At 73.2% G+C, this 19,451-nt stretch carries 16 protein-coding genes and 1 tRNA gene; 10 read left to right on the top strand and 7 right to left on the bottom strand.

Translation table 11 applies throughout. The features are described from left to right. Positions 1 to 255: 255 nt before the first annotated feature. Positions 256 to 801, bottom strand: coding sequence for a CGNR zinc finger domain-containing protein (locus tag ACQPYA_RS28805; RefSeq protein WP_433530148.1), 546 nt, complete (start codon positions 799 to 801; stop codon positions 256 to 258). 83 nt (positions 802 to 884) lie between these two features. Between ACQPYA_RS28805 and ACQPYA_RS28800 the strand changes: the two genes are divergently transcribed. Next, positions 885 to 1,838 carry an EamA family transporter gene (locus tag ACQPYA_RS28800; RefSeq protein ID WP_433530147.1) on the top strand — a complete coding sequence of 318 codons (954 nt, stop codon included), beginning with the start codon at positions 885 to 887 and terminating at the stop codon, positions 1,836 to 1,838. Positions 1,839 to 1,975: 137 nt separating this feature from the next. Next, positions 1,976 to 3,652 (top strand): S8 family serine peptidase, encoded by a 1,677-nt coding sequence (locus ACQPYA_RS28795; protein WP_433530146.1) that lies wholly within the window; start codon positions 1,976 to 1,978, stop codon positions 3,650 to 3,652. 84 nt (positions 3,653 to 3,736) lie between these two features. On the opposite strand, the gene ACQPYA_RS28790 is transcribed toward ACQPYA_RS28795, so the two are convergent. Both ACQPYA_RS28790 and ACQPYA_RS28785 read right to left on the bottom strand, forming a co-directional pair. Further along, a complete protein-coding gene (locus ACQPYA_RS28790) occupies positions 3,737 to 4,600 on the bottom strand; it encodes a hypothetical protein (RefSeq protein WP_433530145.1) in 864 nt (287 codons plus the stop codon). 195 nt (positions 4,601 to 4,795) lie between these two features. Further along, on the bottom strand, positions 4,796 to 5,461 hold the full coding sequence (locus ACQPYA_RS28785; RefSeq protein WP_433530144.1) for an IclR family transcriptional regulator: 666 nt from the start codon (positions 5,459 to 5,461) through the stop codon (positions 4,796 to 4,798). 63 nt (positions 5,462 to 5,524) lie between these two features. Between ACQPYA_RS28785 and cysS the strand changes: the two genes are divergently transcribed. Together cysS and rlmB are read left to right on the top strand one after the other, a co-directional pair. After that, entirely contained in the window at positions 5,525 to 6,940 is a 1,416-nt protein-coding gene (cysS, locus tag ACQPYA_RS28780; protein ID WP_433530143.1) for a cysteine--tRNA ligase, read from the top strand. Next, positions 6,940 to 8,067, top strand: coding sequence for a 23S rRNA (guanosine(2251)-2'-O)-methyltransferase RlmB (rlmB, locus tag ACQPYA_RS28775; RefSeq protein ID WP_433530142.1), 1,128 nt, complete (start codon positions 6,940 to 6,942; stop codon positions 8,065 to 8,067). The genes cysS and rlmB overlap by 1 nt, the downstream gene beginning before the upstream one ends. Before the next feature lie 80 nt (positions 8,068 to 8,147). Here the strand turns inward: rlmB and ACQPYA_RS28770 are convergent, their stop codons facing one another. Then, on the bottom strand, positions 8,148 to 9,239 hold the full coding sequence (locus ACQPYA_RS28770; RefSeq protein WP_433530141.1) for an ABC transporter ATP-binding protein: 1,092 nt from the start codon (positions 9,237 to 9,239) through the stop codon (positions 8,148 to 8,150). A gap of 321 nt (positions 9,240 to 9,560) precedes the next feature. Between ACQPYA_RS28770 and ACQPYA_RS28765 the strand changes: the two genes are divergently transcribed. The 3 genes from ACQPYA_RS28765 (at position 9,561) to ACQPYA_RS28755 (ending at position 12,074) form a co-directional block, all read left to right on the top strand. After that, positions 9,561 to 9,637, top strand: a tRNA-Thr gene (locus ACQPYA_RS28765). Between the two features lie 110 nt (positions 9,638 to 9,747). Beyond that, the gene (locus ACQPYA_RS28760; RefSeq protein ID WP_433530140.1) at positions 9,748 to 10,635 is read left to right on the top strand and encodes a hypothetical protein; all 888 of its coding nucleotides are present in this window, start codon (positions 9,748 to 9,750) and stop codon (positions 10,633 to 10,635) included. Then, a complete protein-coding gene (locus tag ACQPYA_RS28755; protein WP_433530139.1) occupies positions 10,632 to 12,074 on the top strand; it encodes a hypothetical protein in 1,443 nt (480 codons plus the stop codon). Before ACQPYA_RS28760 ends, ACQPYA_RS28755 begins: the two co-directional genes overlap by 4 nt. A gap of 269 nt (positions 12,075 to 12,343) precedes the next feature. Here the strand turns inward: ACQPYA_RS28755 and ACQPYA_RS28750 are convergent, their stop codons facing one another. After that, positions 12,344 to 13,468 carry a glycosyltransferase gene (locus tag ACQPYA_RS28750; protein WP_433530138.1) on the bottom strand — a complete coding sequence of 375 codons (1,125 nt, stop codon included), beginning with the start codon at positions 13,466 to 13,468 and terminating at the stop codon, positions 12,344 to 12,346. Next, positions 13,455 to 14,441, bottom strand: a complete 987-nt coding sequence (locus tag ACQPYA_RS28745) for a glycosyltransferase family 2 protein (protein WP_433530137.1) — start codon at positions 14,439 to 14,441, stop codon at positions 13,455 to 13,457. The genes ACQPYA_RS28750 and ACQPYA_RS28745 overlap by 14 nt, the downstream gene beginning before the upstream one ends. A gap of 225 nt (positions 14,442 to 14,666) precedes the next feature. Between ACQPYA_RS28745 and ACQPYA_RS28740 the strand changes: the two genes are divergently transcribed. Next, entirely contained in the window at positions 14,667 to 15,434 is a 768-nt protein-coding gene (locus ACQPYA_RS28740; RefSeq protein ID WP_433530136.1) for an enoyl-CoA hydratase/isomerase family protein, read from the top strand. A gap of 178 nt (positions 15,435 to 15,612) precedes the next feature. Here ACQPYA_RS28740 and ACQPYA_RS28735 read toward each other — a convergent pair whose 3' ends face one another. After that, positions 15,613 to 17,148: an FAD-dependent oxidoreductase gene (locus ACQPYA_RS28735; protein WP_433530135.1), complete on the bottom strand. Its 1,536-nt coding sequence runs from the start codon at positions 17,146 to 17,148 to the stop codon at positions 15,613 to 15,615. A gap of 164 nt (positions 17,149 to 17,312) precedes the next feature. Between ACQPYA_RS28735 and ACQPYA_RS28730 the strand changes: the two genes are divergently transcribed. Both ACQPYA_RS28730 and ACQPYA_RS28725 read left to right on the top strand, forming a co-directional pair. Further along, the gene (locus tag ACQPYA_RS28730; protein WP_433530134.1) at positions 17,313 to 19,106 is read left to right on the top strand and encodes a potassium channel family protein; all 1,794 of its coding nucleotides are present in this window, start codon (positions 17,313 to 17,315) and stop codon (positions 19,104 to 19,106) included. Next, the gene (locus ACQPYA_RS28725) at positions 19,103 to 19,324 is read left to right on the top strand and encodes a hypothetical protein (RefSeq protein ID WP_433530133.1); all 222 of its coding nucleotides are present in this window, start codon (positions 19,103 to 19,105) and stop codon (positions 19,322 to 19,324) included. The genes ACQPYA_RS28730 and ACQPYA_RS28725 overlap by 4 nt, the downstream gene beginning before the upstream one ends. Positions 19,325 to 19,451 lie beyond the last annotated feature (127 nt).

Here is a 19,451-nt window from a genome sequence, read left to right as displayed (position 1 = left end):
GGGTGCGGGACAGCTAAGCATCTGTTGTCGCCCCAGCAACCACAAACGTACCCACCGGTTGAAACGCCTGCCCTCCGTGCGGAGCACGCAAGATCATGCTCGATCCGGGATCCAGTGGCTATTTGGCGTCCTCGATGCCACTCGATCCAGGGTCGAGCGTGATCTTGGCCTGCCGCGTCGGGTCGTCCGGGGGCGGGCGTGGACTTGGCCCCGCTCGTCGTCGGGTGAGGTGGTGGCGCGCCTCGGCACCTGAGGTCAGGGGCGGGCGGCGGCCTTGCGGGCGCGGTAGGCGCTGACCGCGGCCCGGTTGCCGCAGCCGGCGTCGCAGAACCGGCGGGAACGGTTCTTCGACAGGTCGACCAGCACGTTGTCGCAGTCGGGGTGGTCGCAGGTGCGCAGCCGGCGCAGCTCGCCGCCGCGTACCACGTCGGCGATGGCCATCCCCGCCTCGACCGCGATTCTGGTGGCCAGCGGGGCGTCCCGGGGTGCGGCGTGCAGGTGGTACGGCTCGTCGTCGTGGGTGATGAGTTGGGGCAGGGCGCGGTGTTCGCGGAGCAGCCCGTTGACGATCGAGACGATCTCGTGGATGTCGGCGTACCAGATCCGGCGTAGCCGGGGGCGCAGGGCGCGTACCGCGCGGAGTTCGGCCTCGGTGTGCTCGTGCCGGCCGGTGTAGGAATGGGTGACGTAGAAGGCGTCCAGGGCGGCGACATCGGGCAGCGTGTCGCCGTCCCGCCCATCGGTGTTGACCAGCGCGGTGGCCGCGATCAGCGAACATTCGGTGTCATGGGCGAAAAGCAACTTGACTCCTGTCCTGGCCCCGCTCTAGCGTCATCGGCATAACCTATTTTGCCCATGGCGGGCAATCGTGCCAAGGAGCGTCGATGCGCCAACCCCCCGCCGCCGGTGCCGGTCTCGCCCTGGCGCTGCTCTCCGCGGTCACCTTCGCCACCTCGGGCACCTTCGCCCGTTCGCTCATCGGTGCGGGCTGGTCGGCCGAGGCGGTCGTGGCGGCCCGGGTCGGCATCGCGGCCCTTGTGCTGGCGCTGCCGGCGGTGCTCGTCCTGCGGGGGCGGTGGCCGGTGCTGCGCCGCAACCTCGGCTCGATCGGCGTCTTCGGGCTGCTCGGGGTCGCGCTCGCCCAGGTGTGCTTCTTCAACGCCGTGCGCTACCTGCCGGTCGGTGTCGCGCTGCTGCTGGAGTATCTCGGCATCATCCTCGTCGTCGGGTGGACCTGGCTGGTCCAGGGGCAGCGGCCGCGCCGGCTGACCGTGGCCGGGTCGGCGGCGGCCCTCGCCGGCCTGGTCCTCGTGCTCGACCTGACCGGAGCCGGCCGGCTCGACCCGGTCGGCGTGCTCTGGGGGCTGGGCGCGGCCGTGGGGCTGGCCGGGTACTTCGTGCTCGCCGGCCGGGTCGACTCCGCACTGCCGTCGGTGGTCATGGCCAGTGGCGGGATGGCGGTCGGCGCCGGCGCGCTGCTGCTGCTCGGGCTGGTCGGCGCGCTGCCGCTACGGGCCACCTTCGGCGCGGTGCAGTTCGCCGGGCAGCACACCAGCTGGCTCGTCCCGATCGTCGGCCTCGCGCTGGTGGCGGCGGTGGTCGCGTACCTTGCCGGGATCGCCGCGGCGCGCATCCTCGGCGCCCGGCTGGCCTCCTTCGTCGGGCTGACCGAGGTGATGTTCGCGGTGCTGATCGCCTGGTTGGTGCTGGGTGAGCTGCCGACGGTCGTGCAGCTGCTCGGCGGCGGTCTGATCGTTGCCGGGGTGGCGCTGGTCCGCCTCGACGAGCTGCGCGCGCCCGGCGAGCCGGCGAAGGCGGCGGAGCCGGCCCTGACGTGACGCTTGCCTACATCCGCCGTCCTGGTCGACCAATCCGGCGAAGAGGATCTTCCTCCGCGTATCCGACGCCGGACTGGCGGAACGGCATGCGTTGATGTCTGATGACGCCACGTCCCTCAACGAGAGGATTCGATGTGGTGAGCAAGCGCTTCACCGCCGGCGTCGTCGCGACCGCGGCGACCCTGGCACTCGCGGTTACGGGTATGGGCGTGCCGGCCAGCGCCGAGCCGGCGACCGTCCGGACCTTCACCGTGGTCGCGGAGGACGGCTTCTCCGCCGACGCGGCCCTCGCCGCGATCCGGTCGGCCGGCGGGACCGTGGTGTCCCGGACCGACGAGGTCGGCCTGTACCAGGTGACCAGCGACCGGGCCGACTTCGCGACGAAGGCGACCGCCGCCGCGGCGCTGATCGGCGCCGCCGAGCAGAAGGCGATCGGCCGCAAACCCAAGCTGGACCGGGTCGAGCAGGAGCACCTGCTGGCCGTTGCCGCTGCCAAGGGCAGCGGCAAGCAGCGGGGTAAGAAGCTGGACCCGCTGGATGACAAGCTCTGGGGCCTGGAGATGATCCGGGCCGACAAGGCGCGCAAGATCGAGCCCGGCGATCGCCGGGTGACCGTCGGTGTGCTCGACACGGGCGTGGACGCGAGCCACCCCGACATCGCCCCGAACTTCAACTGGGCACTGTCGCGCAACTTCGCGCCCGACATCCCGGAGATCGACGGGCCGTGCGAGGTGGCGAGCTGCCTCGACCCGGTCGGCACCGACGACGGCGGGCACGGCACGCACGTCGCCGGCACCATCGGCGCCGCCGCCAACGGCTTCGGTGTCTCCGGCGTCGCGCCCGGGGTTTCGCTGGTCAACCTCAAGGGCGGCCAGGACTCCGGCTACTTCTTCCTCAACTCCGTGGTCAACGCCCTGCTGCACGCCGGCCGGTCGGGCCTGGACGTGGTCAACATGTCCTTCTACGTCGACCCGTGGCTCTACAACTGCACGGCGAACCCGGCCGACTCGCCCGAGGCGCAGGCGGCGCAGCGGGCCACCATCCGGGCCATGAAGCGGGCACTGACCTTCGCCCACAACCACGGCGTCACGCTGGTCGGTGCGCTCGGCAACAACCACGAGGATCTGGGCGATCCGCGCACCGACACCTCCAGCCCGAACTACGGCGCCGTCGCGCCGTATCCGCGGGAGATCGACAACAACAGCTGCTGGGATCTGCCCACCGAGGGGCCGCACGTGATCAGCGTCTCCTCGGTCGGACCGTCCGGGAAGAAGGCCGACTACTCGAACTACGGCACCGAGCAGACCGCCGTGGCCGCGCCGGGCGGCTGGTTCCGGGACGGCTTCGGCACCGACACGTTCCGCACCGACGCCAACATGATCCTCTCCACGTACCCGAAGAAGGTCCTCCAGGAGGAGGGCGTGGTCGACGAGGACGGCAACATCGTGCCGGGCGCCGAGACCTTCGTCTTCAAGGAGTGCAAGGCCAACGGGAAGTGCGGCTACTACACGTACCTCCAGGGCACCTCGATGGCGGCGCCGCACGCCTCCGGGGTGGCCGCGTTGATCGTGAGCCGGTACGGCAAGCCGCAGGGCCGGGGCGGCTTCGGCCTGGCACCGGACCAGGTCGAGAAGCACCTGCTCCGGACGGCCGCCGAGCGAGCCTGCCCCGAGCCGAGGTTGCAGACCTACACCAACGAGGGCCGGCCGGCCGAGTTCGACGCCTACTGCGCCGGATCGGTCGACTTCAACGGCTTCTACGGGCACGGCATCATCGACGCCTACGCGGCGGTGACCGCTCCGCTGCGCCGGTAACGACGCACGACTCTCGCCCGTGACGGGCGAACGCGCGGCCCGGCCGGGAGTTTCCCGGTCGGGCCGTGGCCCGTTCTGCCCCCTTCATCGGCGTCGACCATGGCTCATGAGCGCGGCGCGGAGCTCACGGACGACGGTCGGAAAATCCTGGTGCAGGCGGCGGCCGCTCACGTGCAGCACCAGCCAGCCCGCCCCGGCCAGCGGGTAGAGCCGCTGGCCGTCGAACTCCAACGCGACCCGATGCTCCGGCCAGGCGAGGCCGGGATGCAGCAGCGGGCCGCCGGGCACCCGCACCGGGTGGTGCGCGACCGGGCGGGGCAGCCCGGCCAACACCAGCCGGACCCGCAGCTGCGACTCGGCCGGCGACCGGGCGGCCGGGTCGGCCAGGTCGAACACCCAGCGGGCCCGGCGTCCGCCGGGGCGGTCGTCGTTGGCGGCGGCCACCTCGGCCAGCGCGGCCCGGGTGGTCAGACCCCGGCCGAGCAGGGTGTCGACGATGCCGACCGAGCGGACCGGCGCCAGCCACACGGCGCTCTCCCAGGCCGCGCGGGCGGTGTCGGTGTGCGGCGGGGCGCCCTTGACGGTCAGCCGGGCCAGGATCTCGGGGGCCACCGTGTGCACCCGCAGGCCACGCTGGCTGCGCGGCCCGGCCGCGGCCGGCACCAGGACGTGGACCGGCTGGTCGAAGCGGGCGGCGTGCTCGACGCCGTGCAGGTAGGCCGCCGACGGACCGGCGACGGCCGCCCCGGCGGGCAGTTGCAGGGCGGCCGCGCGGCAGGCCAGGGCGTGGTCCCGGTCGAGCCGGGCGTCGGCGTAGATGTCGTGCCGCAGCCGCATCCAGGCGGAACTGCGGAGCTGATAGCGGGTGAGCAGGCCCCGGCGGACGACATCCGAGCCGCGAAAAACCTGCCAGGCCAGGGCGTCCGGTAGGTGTGGGTGAACGGGCATGACAGCAGCCTGCGGGGCGGGCCACCGCCCCGGCGACCCCTGTGGACAACCACGGCCGGGACCGCCACCACCGCCTGTGGACAGCGCCGGCGACCAGCGTGACATGTGGTATGGCAACGCCCGGCCCAGTGCGGTCCAGCCCAGCTCAACGCGGCCCAGCCGGGCTCGACCCAATCCAGCTCGGCTCGACCCGGCTCAGCTCAGCGCGGCGGCGATGGCGGTGGCGGCGGCGAGCACCTGGGCACCGACCGTCTCGGCGTCCAGTGGGGCCAGGGCGACCACGCCGACGCTCGCCTCCAGGCCGGGCACCCCGAGCACCGGGGCGGCCACGCCGTACGCGCCGGGTTGCAGCTCGCCGGCGGTGCTCACCGGGCCGACGGCGCCGGACCGGCCGGCGAGAATGGCCTGCCCGGCCGCCCCGCGCTCCAGCGGGTGCCGGGCCCCGGTCCGGTACGCCACGTGGAACGACGTCCAGCTCGGCTCGACCACCGCCAGCGCGACCCCCTCGCCGGACTCGACCACGGTCAGGTGGGCGGTCGCCCCGGCCTGCTCGGCGAGCCGGCGCAGCGCGGGCAGCGCTCCCTCGGCGAGCAGCGGTTGGGCCCGCCGCGCCAGGTGCAGCACTCCGGCGCCGAGGCGCAGCCGGCCGGTGGCGTCGCGGCGCAGCATGCCGTGCCCGGCCAGCGGCCCGACCAGCCGGTAGACCGCGGCCCGGCCGATGCCCAACCGGTTCGCCGCCTCGGTGACGGTCAGCCCGCCGGGCGCCTCCGCGACCAGGTGCAGCAGCCGCAGGCCCCGGTCCAACGTCTGCGCCGTCTCGCCGCCGGGCGCGGCCGGCGGCGGGGTCGCTGGGGAATTCACGACCAGCAGCGTACGACCCGGCTCCGGCAGACCGGCAAAACGACGGACGGCTACCCTTGTACGGTGACGCTACGCCTGTATGACACCGCCACCCGATCGGTGCGGGACTTCGTCCCGCGGGAAGCCGGCAAGGTGGGGGTCTACCTGTGTGGTCTCACCCTTCAGGCACCCCCGCACATCGGTCACCTTCGGTCCGGCGTCAACTACGACGTGTTGCGTCGCTGGCTGCTGGCCGCAGGTTACCAGGTCACCTTCGTCCGCAACCTGACCGACATCGACGACAAGATCCTCGTCAAGGCGCAGGAGCAGGGGCAGCCGTTCTGGTCGATCGCGTACGCCAACGAGTTGAAGCTCGCCGCGGCGTACCGGGCGTTGAACGTGCTGCCGCCGACCTACGAGCCGCGGGCCACCGGGCACATCCCGGAAATGCACGAGCTGATCGCCCAGTTGATCGACCGGGGGCACGCGTACCCGGCCGACGACGACTCCGGCGACGTGTACTTCGACGTGCGGTCGTGGCCGTCGTACGGCGCGCTCTCCAACCAGTCGCCGGAGGACATGCAGTCCGCCGACTGCGCCCCGGAGCGCGGCAAGCGCGACCCGCGTGACTTCGCGCTCTGGAAGGGCGCGAAACCGGACGAGCCGGCGGACGCCTACTGGCCGTCGCCGTGGGGGCGGGGCCGTCCCGGTTGGCACATCGAGTGCTCGGCGATGTGCTGGCGGTATCTGGGCGCGGAGTTCGACATCCACGGCGGCGGGCTCGACCTGATCTTCCCGCACCACGAGAACGAGCTGGCCCAGTCCCACGCCGCCGACCTGCCCTTCGCCCGCTTCTGGGTGCACCACGGCCTGCTCGGCATCGGCGGGACCAAGATGGGCAAGTCGCTGGGCAACACCCTCGACCTGGCGTACGTCGCCTCGCTCGGGGTGCGCCCGGTCGAGCTGCGCTACTACTACGTCGCCGCGCACTACCGTTCGCGGATCGACTACTCGGAGGAGGCGCTGCGCGAGGCGGCCGTCGCGTACCGGCGGATCGAGGGTTTCGTGCAGCGGGCCGTCGAGCGGGTCGGCGCCGGCCAGCTCGGCGAGCTGCCGGCCGCGTTCACCGCGGCGATGGACGACGACCTGAACACCTCGGTCGCGCTGGCCGTGCTGCACGAGGTGCTGCGTGCCGGCAACAACGCGCTGGCCGGCGGGGACGATGTGACCGTCCGCACGGCGCTCGGCAGCGTGCGCGCGATGCTGGATATCCTCGGCACCGACCCCCTCGACCCGGCGTGGACCGGTGGAGCCCGGGCGAGTGACCTCCGTGGCGTGGTGGACTCCCTGGTCGCCCTGGCCCTCGAACAGCGCGCACAGGCCCGGGTCCGGAAGGACTGGGCGGCCGCGGACGCGCTGCGGGACCAGCTCAAGCGGGCCGGCGTGGTGGTCGAGGACACCCCCCAGGGCCCCCGTTGGACAATTGGAGAGCATGACTGATGGCCGGCAATTCGCAACGCCGTGGCCGGCGGGTGACGTCGAAGGCAACCGCCTCGAAGGGCTCCGGCGGCAAGAACCGGGACGCCCTCGCCGGGCGCGGACGGACCTTGCCGGCCGACGAGCGACCCTGGCACAAGGCGTACTCGGGCACCGAGAAGCTGCCCCAGCGCACCGCCTGGAAGCAGGAGAAGGAACGTCGGGCGGCGGCCGACGAGGGCCGGTCTCCGAAGATCGGCAAACCGGGCACCAAGGACACCACCTGGGGTAGGGGTGGCGGTCGGGGCACGGCCACCCCGAGCCCGAAGCCGGCACGCGGCAAGCAGCCAGTCGGGCGCGGCGGCCCACGGGTCGCGCCGGGGCGCAAGTCCAATCCCGCGAAGGACGCGCCGGAGCTGCTGGTCGGCCGTAACCCGGTGCTGGAGGCGCTACGTACCCACGTGCCGGCGACCGCGCTCTACACCGCGCAGGGCATCGACATGGACGACCGGGTGAAGGAGATCGTCCGTACCGCGGCCGACCGGGGCATCGCCATCCTGGAGGTCAGCCGGGCCGAGCTGGACCGGATGACCGGGGGCGTGCTGCACCAGGGCGTCGGCCTTCAGGTGCCGCCGTTCGCGTACGAGCCGTTCGAGGATCTGGTCGCCGCCGCGCTGGAGCAGCCGGCTCCGCTGCTGGTGGCGCTGGACGGGGTCACCGACCCGCGGAACCTCGGCGCGGTGATCCGTTCGGCCGCCGCGTTCGGCGCGCAGGGGGTCTTCGTACCGGAGCGGCGGGCGGCCGGGATCACCGCGACCGCCTGGCGGACCAGCGCCGGTGCGGCGGCCCGGGTGCCGGTGGCCCAGGTGACCAACCTGACCCGGTCGCTGAAGGCCTGCCAGAACGCCGGCTTCGTGGTGGTGGGCCTGGACGCCGACGGCGAGACCGACCTCTACCACCTGGAGGCCGCGGTCGGCCCGTTGGTCGTGGTGGTCGGCTCGGAGGGGCGGGGGCTCTCCCGGCTGGTCGGGCAGACCTGCGACCTGACCGTCAGCATCCCGATGATCTCCGAGGTGGAGTCGCTCAACGCCAGCGTGGCCGCCGCGGTCACCCTGGCCGAGGTGGCCCGCCGCCGGGCCGTCGAGGGCTGAAAAGCCCAGCGAGTACGCAGAAAGGGGCGGCCCGCCAGCAGCGGGCCGCCCCTTCGCAGTCGCGTGGGGTCGTCGCCGGGTCAGATCCGCTTGCCGGTGGTGGCGTGGAAGACGTGGCTCTGACCGGTACGCGGCTTCACGAAGATGGTGTCGCCCATGTTCGGCATGTGCCGCCGGTCGGTACGCACCACGAAGCGCTCGGAGGCGCCGTCAAGCGCGGCGTGGCCGTAGACGTTGGCGTCCGAGCCGAGGTCCTCGACCAGCTCGACCACGACCGGCATGCCGCCCTCGGTCGGGCTGACGATGTCGCAGTCCTCCGGACGGAAGCCGACGGTGACCTTGCCGTCGCTACCCTCGGCGCGAGCCGCCTCGGTCTGCTCGCGGGTCAACGGGACGAACATCTCGGCGAACGCCGCACCCTGCTCGCTGAGCGCAACGGTCTTGATGTTCATGGCGGGCGAGCCGATGAAGCCGGCGACGAAGACGTTGGCCGGGGTGTCGTAGAGCGCCCGCGGGGTGTCCACCTGCTGGAGCTCGCCGTCGAGCATGACCGCCACCCGGTGGCCCATGGTCATGGCCTCGACCTGGTCGTGGGTCACGTAGACGGTGGTGATGCCGAGCTTCGCCTGGAGCGAGGCGATCTGGGTACGGGTCTGCACCCGGAGCTTGGCGTCGAGGTTCGACAGCGGCTCGTCCATCAGGAAGACCTGCGGCTCCCGGACGATGGCCCGGCCCATCGCGACCCGCTGGCGCTGACCGCCGGAGAGCGCCTTGGGCTTGCGGCTGAGGTACTCCTCCAGCTGGAGCAGCGCCGCCGCCTCCTTGACCCGCCGGTCGATCTCGGCCTTCGGGGTCTTGCGCAGCTTGAGCGCGAACGCCATGTTTTCGTACACCGTCATGTGCGGGTAGAGGGCGTAGTTCTGGAAGACCATCGCGATGTCGCGGGCCTTCGGCGGCAGGTGCGTGACGTCCCGGTCGTCGATGTAGATCGCGCCGTCGTCGACGTCCTCCAGGCCGGCGAGCATGCGCAGGCTGGTGGACTTGCCGCAACCGGAGGGGCCGACCAGGACGAGGAACTCGCCGTCGCCGATCTCGAGTTCGAGCTGGTTGACCGCCGGGCGTTCGGTGCCCGGGTAGATCCGGGACGCCTTGGCGTAGGTGACCGTAGCCATGAGGGGACGCTTCCTTTCACCGGCAGGAACGTGCCGGACGATCCGAGTGAAGGAGCGACCGGCACGGGCGTCCGTGCCGGCGCCACGGGCGTCGTTGGGTTAACCCCGGTGTCGTCCGTGTCACTGCACGGTAAACGGCTTTCGCCGCACTGCCAAGGTCCAGGACTCTTGATGGGACCAGCGGCATTCGCATTCCGGTCACTCGGGCACGGTCGGACACGAATCGACGCCTGCCCGTCGGGTTGTTGACGTTTCCCGTGCTCGGGACCCCTGCCGGGCGGGAAAACCGGACGTCGGTCGCTATGCTGACCACGACACAGCGCCCCTGTAGCTCAGCTGGCCAGAGCACCCGCCTTGTAAGCGGGATGTCGCCGGTTCGATCCCGGCCGGGGGCTCCATCCGTATCGCGTACGGAACACCGGGGCGACACCTCGGTGTGGCCGGGTGTTCAGGCGGGCTCGTTAGGCTCCGCCTCCACCCGTCGTCACGACCAGGGACGCCCGCCGCCGTGCACCACGCCAATCACTACTACGGGCACTCCCACGTGCTGGCCCGCTACTGCGGGCTCGACGATCGGGAGCCTCCGCGCATCCACGGCCACCTCCAGCACGGCTGGAACATCGGCGACGGGATGGCGCCGGACCACGAGTTCGTGCCGGGGGTGCCGCTGTTCCTCTGGTCCGAGCGGACCCGGCGGCGGGCCTGGTCGCTCGGGCGTCGGCAGACGTACGTGGTCGGCTCGCCGTGGGCGTACCTGCTGGCGATGGCGCCGGACGGCCCGCAGCGGCGGGAGGGGACCATCTGGTACCCCTTCCACGGCTGGGAGGGGCAGCACGTGGTGGGTGACCACGGCCGGCTGATCGACGAGATCCGGGCCGTGGAGCCGGGCCCGGTGACGGTCTGCCTCTACTGGCAGGAGTACCGGTCGACGCGGGTGCGGCAGCACTACGAGCGGGCCGGTTTCCGGGTCGTCTGTCACGGCTACCGGGGCGGCCGGTGGACCGACCTCGACCCGGGGTTCCTCCACCGGCAGCTGGCCGAGCTGCGCCAGCACCGGCGGGTCGCCTCGAACCGGTTGTGCAGTGCGATCTTCTACGGCATCCTGGCCGGCTGCGAGCCGGCCGTCTACGGCGACCCGATGCAGCTGGCCGGTGAGGCCCCGGTCTGGGGCGGCCAGCCGCGGATCCGGCGGCAGTGGGCGGCACTGCACGGCCCACGGGTCGACCCGGGCGACGCCCGCGCCCTGGCCGTGGCCGAGCTGGGCGCCGACCGCCTGCTCCCGCCGGCCGAGTTGCGCCGGCTTTTCCGCTGGCCCGACCCCGCAACGGACGCGCCGGAGAGCGGGACCCGCGACGACGAGATGCCGGACCGGTACGGCACGGAGGTGGTCCGATGACCGAGCGAAGTGCCGGCGTCCAGTTGCTCGGCGGCGAGATGCTCGCCTGGTCGGATCTTGACGGAAAGCACGGCCCCGGCCCGGTCGGCGGAGCGGCCCTGGCCGCACTGCTCTCCACCGGGCAGGGGCACACCCTGGTGGTCGGCCCGCACGATCCGGACCTGCTCGACGCGCTGCCCGCGACGGAGCTGACCGTGCTGGTGCGAGGGGTGCGGGACGCCGAGAACCTGGCCGCGCGGTACGCCGACCGGCCGGCCGTCCAGGTGTGCTGCGGCAGCCCGGAGAAGCTCGCCGCACTGGGGCCGTACGACACCGTGGTCGCCCTGGACGGGCTGGCCCGGCTCAGTTCGGTCGAAGGACCGGAACTGGCCTGGGGGGAAGCCTTCGACCTGATCGTGTCGGTGCTGCGGCCGGGTGGCCGGCTGCTGCTCGGCGTGGAGAACTTCCTCGGGCTGCACCGGCTGCTGGCGCTGCCGCCGGAGAGCACCGACTCCGACTGGTCGACGCTCGGCGAGCACGACGAGACGCGTCCGGCGGGGCTGACCCGGGTACGAAACCGGGTGACGGCGGCCGGGCTGTGGATCGCCGGCACCTGGGCCGCGTACCCGTCGCCGCTCGCGCCGACCGCCCTGCTGGGCCCGGAACTACTCGCCGACGGCGACGTCACCGGCTTCCTCCAGGCCACGCTGGGCGGCACCGGGTCCGACTCGCCGATGCTGGCGGATCCGGCCCGCTCGGCCGGGGCAGCCGTCCGGCACGGCGTCGCTGCGGAGCTGGCGCCCGGATGGGTCCTGCTGGCCGAACGCGTTCCGGCCATCCATGCCGCGGCGGGCCAGGTCACCGCGCCGGAGGGTGGGGCACTGCCGGCGGCGGTGCTGGTCCGGGACGGCCGGCTCCGGGAGGTCCACCGTGACCCGGCCGGCGGGTGGTGGTTCGCCGACGGTGGCCCGGTTCCGCCGGGGCGTACCGTCGAGGATCTGGTGGTGGCCGCCACGCTGCGGCGGGACCTGCCGGCGGTGCGGGCGCTGCTCGGCGGGTGGCAGGCCGGCGCGGAGGCCGGGGTCCCGGCGGACCAGGTGGTGGTCACCCCGCCGGTGCCTGGCACGGGTTGGCGGGCCCGGCCGAGCCGGTGGCGGCGCTGCGGCGGCTGGCGTCCCGGCTGGTCGACGCCGGGCTGGCCCACCTCTGGCCGGTGCCGGCCGACGAACTGGCGGCGACCCTCGCCACGATGGCCGGGCGTAATCCCGTGCCGCCCGCCCGCGAGGCCGGGACGGCCGGGCGCGAGCCGGTGCCGCCTGCCCGCGAGGCCGGGACGGCCGGGCGTCAGGGCTGGCGGGAGCTGCTGCTGGACCGGGACCGGCTGGCCCGCGAGCTGGCCGAGGCCCATGCTCTGCACCGGTGGTACGACCGGACGCTCACCGAACGCGACGAGGAGCTGAGGCGGCTGCGCCGGATCGTGTCCCTGCTCAGCGGCACGCCGACCGCACGAGCCGGCCGCCTGCTGCTCGCCACCGCCCGCACCGCCCGCCGCACCGCCCGCTCCACCCTCCGCCGCCTCCGCCCCCCGACCGACACATGACCGCCCCGCCGCGCCCGTCACCCGTCACGGTCCAGATCGCGCCGTGCCGGCCGGCTCGTCGCTGATCATGCAGTTGTGGTGCCTCGCAAAAGGTATTTAAGGGTCTCAACACCCACCATAACTGCATGATCACCGGAGGGGGTGGGGGAGGGGGAGGGAGGTGTAGAGGGATTCGAGGGTGCGGGTTTGTTTGGGGAGGTCGAAGTGGGCTTGCACGCGGTGGTGGGCCTCGTGGCCCAGGCGGTCGCGGAGGGCGTGGTCGGTCAGCAGGCGGCGGATGTTGGCCGCCAGGGCCGGCCGGTCGCCCTCGGGGCCGAGCAGGCCGTTCGCCTCGTGGATGATCGCCTCGGGGATGCCGCTGTGGTACGTCGAGACGACCGGCACACCGAGGCTCCCGGCCTCCAGGATCGTGGTCGGCAGGCCCTCGGTGTCGCCGTCCGGGGCGGTACGCGACGGTGCCGCAAGGACTCGGGACTCGGCCACGTGTCGCAGCACCTCGGCTGGCGGCAGCGCGCCGAGGAACGTCGCGTCCACGCCCAGCCGCTCGGCGCGGGCGCGTACCCGCTCGTGCAGCGGCCCGGTGCCGATCAGCAGGACCCGGGGGCGCAGGTCCGGCAGCAGCCCGACCGCCTCGACAAGATCGTCGACCCCCTTCTTCTCGACGAAGCGGCCGACGAAGATCACGTCCCAGCTCTTCGGGCCGGACGCCGGCTCCGCCGGGACGGGCACCCCGATGTGATGCACGCGGACCTTCGCCGGATCCGCGCCGAGTTCCACCGCCCGGTCCCGGATCGGCCCGGAAACGGCGAGGATCAGCGCGGCCCGGTCGAACGCGGTCCGCAGGTTGCGCCGGTGCCGGACGCCACGCGGCCCGGGGGCGGCCGGCTGCCGGGTGACGTCGAGGCCGTGCAGGGTGATGACCAGCGGAATGCCGAGCTGCGTGGCGGTGCGGCTGACCAGCCAACCGTCGCCGCCGAAATGGGCGTGCACCACGTCGGGCCGCAGTCGGGCCAGCAACCGGCGCAGCCGGGGCGTACCACCGGTCAGCCGCAGTTGTAGCCACTCGCGGCGACCACGCGGGGTGTCCGGGCAGAGCACCACGTCGGTGTCCCGGGCCAGCGGCGAGGCGACCCGGACGGCACCCAGGTAGACCGGACGCCAGGTGGGCAGCGCGTCGGCCTGGTTGCGGATGAACGTCTCGGAGCCGGGTAACAGGCAGCTCCGCCAGATCACGGCGACCCTATCGCCGGACATCGGCCCCGGTTTCCGTCGACCCGGCCCGCGCCGCCGGGTCGGTGCGGCGGCCGAGGATCCGGTCGCGTATCCGGTGCCGCAACTGCGGAGGGATCAGCCAGATCTGTAGGAACGTCAGGTAGTCGAGGAAACTTGGTCGGCCGTGCCGGCGCGCCTCGGCGAGCAGCAGGCGGAAGACCCGGAAGCTGCGGGTCGGCGCGGCCATCGAGCTGATGATGCTCATCGTGATCGCGGCGTACGCCCGGGGAGTGATCAGCGGCCGGATCCCGCGCAGCCACTCCAGCTGCGCCTGCCATGGCGAGCTGAGACTGATCCGCGGGCGATCCTCGTCCTGGTGCCAGAGCACCAGCGGCTCGGCGGCGATGACCAGGTCGACGTCCGGGTGGCTGGTGGCGCGTACGGTCCAGTCGAGTTCCTGCTGCCGGCGCAGGCCGACGGTGAACGGCACCCGGCGCAGCAGCTCGGTCGGCGCCATGATGGTCGAGGTCTGGATGAAGCCGTCGCCGTGGAAGAGTCCGCGCCGCAGCGTCAGGTACTCGCAGATCGGCTCGCCCGGCTCGGGTAGCCGACGGGGCATCACGAACTCCGCGCGCGGCGTCTTGTTGACCAGGCGGCTGGCGACGATCGGGCTCGGTATCGACGCTTCGCGGGCCACGTCCAGCTGGACGGCCAGCTTGCCGGGCAGCCACTCGTCGTCGTCGTCCAGCAGCGCCGTCCAGCGGGCACGGGCCTCGCGTACGCCCATGTTGCGGGCGTTGGGGGCACCTCCCTTGGCGGGTAGCTCCACCACCCGCAGCCGGGGGTCGCCGATCTCGGCGAGGGCCTTGCCGGTCTCCTCGTCCGGCCCGTCGACCACGACGATGACCTCGATGTCGGTCACGGTCTGGGCGAGGGCGCTGCGCACCGCCCGGGTAACCAGCGCGGGCCGGGCGAGGGTGGGTACGACCACGCTGACCTCGGGTGTGGAAGGCATGACCACCTGCTCACTCGCGCCGGAAACGACATGTGCGCAGAGCGACGCTAGGGGTCCCGGGCGGCCCGCCGGTGAATGCCGGGCAGCGGTCAGGCGTACAGCGGCGGTCGCCGCCGGTGACCCCGCCCGGTCGGCCCGGCCGCCCGCGCCGCTATGGTCGCCGGACCAGGGCCGGCTCCTGGGCGCAAGGGTCGGTACGTCGGCCGGTCAGAGGGGTGGTGCGCGGTGTCGGACGCGGAACTGGTCGTCGAGGTGGCGGGTGCGGTGGCCACGGTGGTCATCCGTAACCCGGGCCGACGCAACGCGATGACGCCGGCCATGTGGCGCCAGCTGCCGGTGCTGCTCGACGGCCTGGAGGCCGATCCGGCGGTCCGCGCGCTGGTGCTCACCGGCGCCGACGGCACCTTCTGCGCCGGCGCTGACCTGAGCGACCTCGACGAGCTGCTGGAGGCCGGCGACGGCAGCATCGCGGTCACGGCGGAGGAGCGGCTGGCCGGTTTCGCCAAGCCGACCGTGGCCGCCGTGCGGGGCGCCTGTGTCGGCGGTGGCTGCCAACTCGCGGTCGCCTGCGACCTGCGGATCGCCGCCGACGACGCGCGGTTCGGCGTACCGCCGGCCCGGCTCGGCCTGGTCTACCCGGCGCCCACCACCCGCCGGCTGACCCGGCTGGTCGGCCCGTCGGCGGCCAAGCACCTGCTCTTCACCAGCGAGCTGATCGACGCCGGGCGGGCGCTGCGGATCGGCCTCGCCGACGAGGTGCTGCCCGGTGCCGACCTGGCCGCCCGGGTCGACCGGCTCACCGCCGCGATCGTGGAGCGCTCGCAGCTCAGCGTCACCGCCACGAAGGAGATCATCGACGGGCGCGCGGACGACGACCGGGTCGCCTGGTGGCACGGGCAGGTGCGGGCCAGCGGCGAGGCGCGGGAGGGTGTCGCGGCGTACCACGAGCGCCGGCCGCCGCGCTTCGGATGGACACCACCCGCCGGCCACTGACCCGCGCGGAATCGAAGCCCGGCGAGCGCCGAGCGCCTGCGCCGGCGAGCAACCGGCAGCGGCCGGCGGCTGGCGGGACGGGTGGCGATGGCTCGACGCCGGGTGGCAGGCGGTCGTCGGGCGGCGCGTGGCGGGCGGTGGGCGGTGGTCAGGTGACGGGCGGCGGCTGCCCGGTGGATCAGCGTGGAGTGGTGGCTGTTGGATGGCGCCGAGCGAGCAGGCCCCGGGGGCGGACCGAGCGGACCGGTTCGGCCGCGGCACCCTCCGCCCGCAGGATGTGGTTCGCCGCGATGATGCCGGTGGCCGCCGCGCGTTCCATCAGCGCGCTGGGAAAGTCGGTGCGGATGCCGTCACCGGCCAGGTAGAGACGATCGGCGTCGGTGCGTACCCCGGGCCGCCGGCCGTGGCTGCCCGGGGCGAAGGCCGGCGCCTTCGCCCCGACCCGGGCCCGCAGCCGGGCCGCCTCCGGCCAGAGCCCGGTCAACTCGGCGCGCATCCGTTCGGCCAGCTCCGCGGCGAGCACGCCCGGTTCGCAGGCGTACGCGTGCAGTTCGATCACCGAGCCGCCGGTGCGCTCCGCCCAGCGTCGCGACTCGTGCTCCAGCCGGTGGTACAGGGTCACCGAGTCCAGGGTGGACTGGCGGGAGACGCCGCTGAAGATCGCCCGCCCAGCGTCGACATCCCCGTCGCACCAGTAGCGCGCGACCGCGTACGGCGGACCGGGCCGACCATAGGCGGGCAGCGCCGCCACCAGTTCCGGGGCGGCCTCGGCCAGCATCGGGGAGCCCGCGACCAGTGTGGCGAGGGCCGGCGGGTCGACGGCGAGCACCACGTGCCCGGCCCGGTACGCGCCCTCGGTGGTGTCCACCCGCCATCCGGTGGCCTCCCGATGCAGCGCGGTCGCCGCGACGCCGGTGAGCACCCGACCACCGTGGAACTCCACGTGCCGGGCCAGCGGTCGCCAGATCGCCGTGGCGTAGTCCTCGTCGGGGCAGTCGAAGGCCAGCCCTTCCGGGTTGCCCAGCAGATAGAAGTGGAACTGGGCGATCATCTCAGCGGCCGACATCTCCGCCTCGTGGTTGAAGAACGAGTGGGAGAAGACCTCGAAGAGCATGGCCCGGGCCCGGTCCGGCAGCCGCAGCGAGGTGAGCAGCTGATCGGCGGTGACGTGGTCGAACTCGGCGTAGGTGCGCGCCGGGTCGTAGGCCAGCAACGGCAGGGCGGCGTCCCGGTCCATCCCGCGCAGGTCGCGCAGGCGCAGGCTGGGACTGCGGGCCAGCAGGGCGAGCAGGTTCACCGGCGGGGCGGGTGGCAGCCGGCCGAACTCCTCGGCCGGCCATTCGGCGCTCAGCACCGGGTAGCCGGGGACCGGTCGGAGGAAGCTCAGCGCCGGGTCGATCCGACGCAGGATGTTGCGCCAGTTGTAGTACTGCCGGAAGAAGGCGTGGAAGCCGTGCTCGTTGACCTGCTGACTGCCGTCGGCGAGGGTCTCCGGCCAGGCGCCGAGCCGCCCGCCGAGGGTCGGCGCGGCCTCCAGCACGGTCACCGCGACGCCGCGCTCGGCGAGCACCACCGCTGCGGAGATGCCCGCGATCCCACCGCCCACGACCACCGCGGCGACCGGCTGCGGCACCCGGGCAAGGCCACCGCCGCCCGGGTCCACCTCATACGCCCGTACGCCGAGGAGCCGGCCGACCACCTTCGACACCCCCACCCCCCACCCCCACCCGTCCCCCTCAGTCTGCCCCGCCCGCAAGGAAGGGCCCCCTATTAACAGGCCGGTGTTAACAAGGGTCCCCTTTACCTCACGAGGCGTTAATAGGGGGCCCTTCCTTTCCGGGCAGGTGGGGGCTGCGGGAGGTGGCTACGATTCGGGGCATGGCGGAGCCGTTGCTCGATCGGGCCCGACGGGCCGGCCGCCGGTTGCGGGTCAACGGGGAACCACGGGCGCACTACGTGATTTGTGGTCAGGATCCCCTGGCCTACTGGGTGGTGCGGGCGATGCGCGCCACCGAGACGCAAGCCGGCCGGCTGCGGATCACCCTCATCGTGCCCGAACGCCGGCGCTCGCCGGGGCCGGACGGCCGTGACCTGTCCGGCGTCGAGGTGATCCGGGCCGACCGGCTGGACGAGGGCACCTTCCGTCGGGCGGGGCTGGCCGGCGCGGCGGGGCTGGCCCTGCTGCACCAGGACGACGTGGGCAACATGCACGCCGCGCTCTGCGCGCAGGAGGTCGAGCCCGGGTTGCGCCTGGTGGTGCGGATGTTCAACACCGGCCTGGCCAACGGCGTACGGCAGATCTTTCCTGACTCGACGGTGCTCTCGGACGCCTCGATGGCCGCCCCGGCCTTCGTGGCCGCCGCGCTCGGCGAGGTCGCGCCCACGTACTTCCGGCACGGTGGGCGCACCCTCTACGTGGCGCGCCGGGGCGACGTGCGCCCGAGCGAGATCCTCTGCGGCGTGGCCGACATCCGCGATCCCCAGCAGGAGATGGTGCTCCCGGGCGACGACCGGCGGGCCGACGTGGTGCTCGCCGAGGCGCTCGGCCGGCCGGCCGGCACCGAGCTGGCCGCGCGCCGGCTGGTCCGGGCGCGGCGGCGGCGCCGGCCGGTGGCGATGGTGCTCCGGGCGATCCGGGGCTTCGCCACCCGCAAGATCGGGATTGCGGTGATCGTGCTGCTCGCCGTGGTCGGGGCCCTGGGCGGGCTGTACGCCAACGCGGCGCACGTCCCCTGGGCCGACGCGCTCTACCTGACCCTGGTCACCACCCTCACCGGTCAGGATCCGGACACCGCCAAGTCGGCCGCCGAGCAGATCATGCAGGTGGTGCTCAACCTCGCCGGGCTGGCGTTGATCCCGCTGATCACGGCGGTGGTCGTGGACGGCGTGGTCCGGGCCCGGCTGGCCCTGCACACCGGGCGGATCCTGCCCGAGCGGTCCGGGCACGTCGTGGTGGTGGGGCTGGGCAACATCGGCACCCGGGTGATGGCCCAGCTGAACGACCTCGGCATCGAGGTGGTGGCGATCGACAAGAGCGGGGACGCCCGTGGCGCGGGGCTGGCCCGGCGGCTGGGCGTACCGGTGGTGGTGGGGGATGCGGCGCAGGAGGAGACGTTGCGGGCCGCCTCGGTGGCCAGCTGCCAGGCGCTGGTGGTGGTCTCCACCGACGACGGGGCCAACCTGCGGGCGGCGCTGAACGGTCGCACCATCAACGACCAGCTCCGCGTGGTGCTGCGGCTCTTCGACGGCGATTTCGCCGAGCGGGTGCAGCGGGCCTTCGACATCGGCACCTCGCGCAGCGTCTCCTACCTGGCCGCCCCGTCGTTCGCCGCCGCGCTGCTGGACCGGGCGGTGATCGCCACCATCCCGGTCGGCCGGCACGCACTGCTGGTCACCGAGGTCTCGGTGGCGGCCGGCTCGGAGCTGGACGGCCGTACGCTCGCCACCGTCGGACGACCCGGCAGCGTCCGGCTGCTCGCCCACGTACGCGCCGCCGGGCAGCGCCTCGACTGGTCTCCGGACCCGCGCATGGTGATCGTCGCGGGTGACCGGCTCACCGTGCTGGCCCGGCGCGCGGGCCTGAACGCCCTGCTCCGCGCGGCCGGTCCGCCCGAGCCGGAGCCCCCGCCGCCAGCCGGAACACCACCGGTCCCGAGAGAGGCCGAGGAGTGAGGTTCGCCGCCCGGAATCGCTGGTACAACACCGACACCGGTCAGTTCGATACCCGGGACACGGCGAGCAACAGCCCGGTGCCGGACTCGATCAACGCCAACCGTTACCAGTACGGCGACGCAAACCCGCTGACCGTCACCGACCCGATCGGGCACTGGGGCCTCGGCAGCCTGAAGAAAATAACCTGCGGCGAATCAACGATCACGCCACAGGCGTGAATCGAGGAATGTCGACATCCGGTCCGGCATTACGCACCGACTTACGGTCCGACCGGCACCTGACCTGGTAAATCGTGGCGACGCTGGCGGACCCTTCCTTGCCATGACGCGCTATCCTGAAACAGAT

The sequence above is a fragment of the Micromonospora sp. CA-263727 genome (assembly GCF_050942455.1).
In the GTDB taxonomy this organism is placed as follows: Bacteria; Actinomycetota; Actinomycetes; order Mycobacteriales; family Micromonosporaceae; genus Micromonospora.
This window is presented reverse-complemented; position numbering and strand designations above follow the sequence as displayed.

What these genes read in the sequence shown, in the direction of transcription:
- ACQPYA_RS28800 (WP_433530147.1), top strand. Translation starts at nt 885, where the DNA reads ATGCGCCAACCCCCCGCCGCCGGTGCCGGTCTCGCCCTGGCGCTGCTC.
- ACQPYA_RS28790 (WP_433530145.1), bottom strand. Translation starts at nt 4,600, where the DNA reads ATGCCCGTTCACCCACACCTACCGGACGCCCTGGCCTGGCAGGTTTTT.
- rlmB (WP_433530142.1), top strand. Translation starts at nt 6,940, where the DNA reads ATGGCCGGCAATTCGCAACGCCGTGGCCGGCGGGTGACGTCGAAGGCA.
- ACQPYA_RS28770 (WP_433530141.1), bottom strand. Translation starts at nt 9,239, where the DNA reads ATGGCTACGGTCACCTACGCCAAGGCGTCCCGGATCTACCCGGGCACC.
- ACQPYA_RS28755 (WP_433530139.1), top strand. Translation starts at nt 10,632, where the DNA reads ATGACCGAGCGAAGTGCCGGCGTCCAGTTGCTCGGCGGCGAGATGCTC.
- ACQPYA_RS28750 (WP_433530138.1), bottom strand. Translation starts at nt 13,468, where the DNA reads ATGTCCGGCGATAGGGTCGCCGTGATCTGGCGGAGCTGCCTGTTACCC.
- ACQPYA_RS28745 (WP_433530137.1), bottom strand. Translation starts at nt 14,441, where the DNA reads ATGCCTTCCACACCCGAGGTCAGCGTGGTCGTACCCACCCTCGCCCGG.
- ACQPYA_RS28730 (WP_433530134.1), top strand. Translation starts at nt 17,313, where the DNA reads ATGGCGGAGCCGTTGCTCGATCGGGCCCGACGGGCCGGCCGCCGGTTG.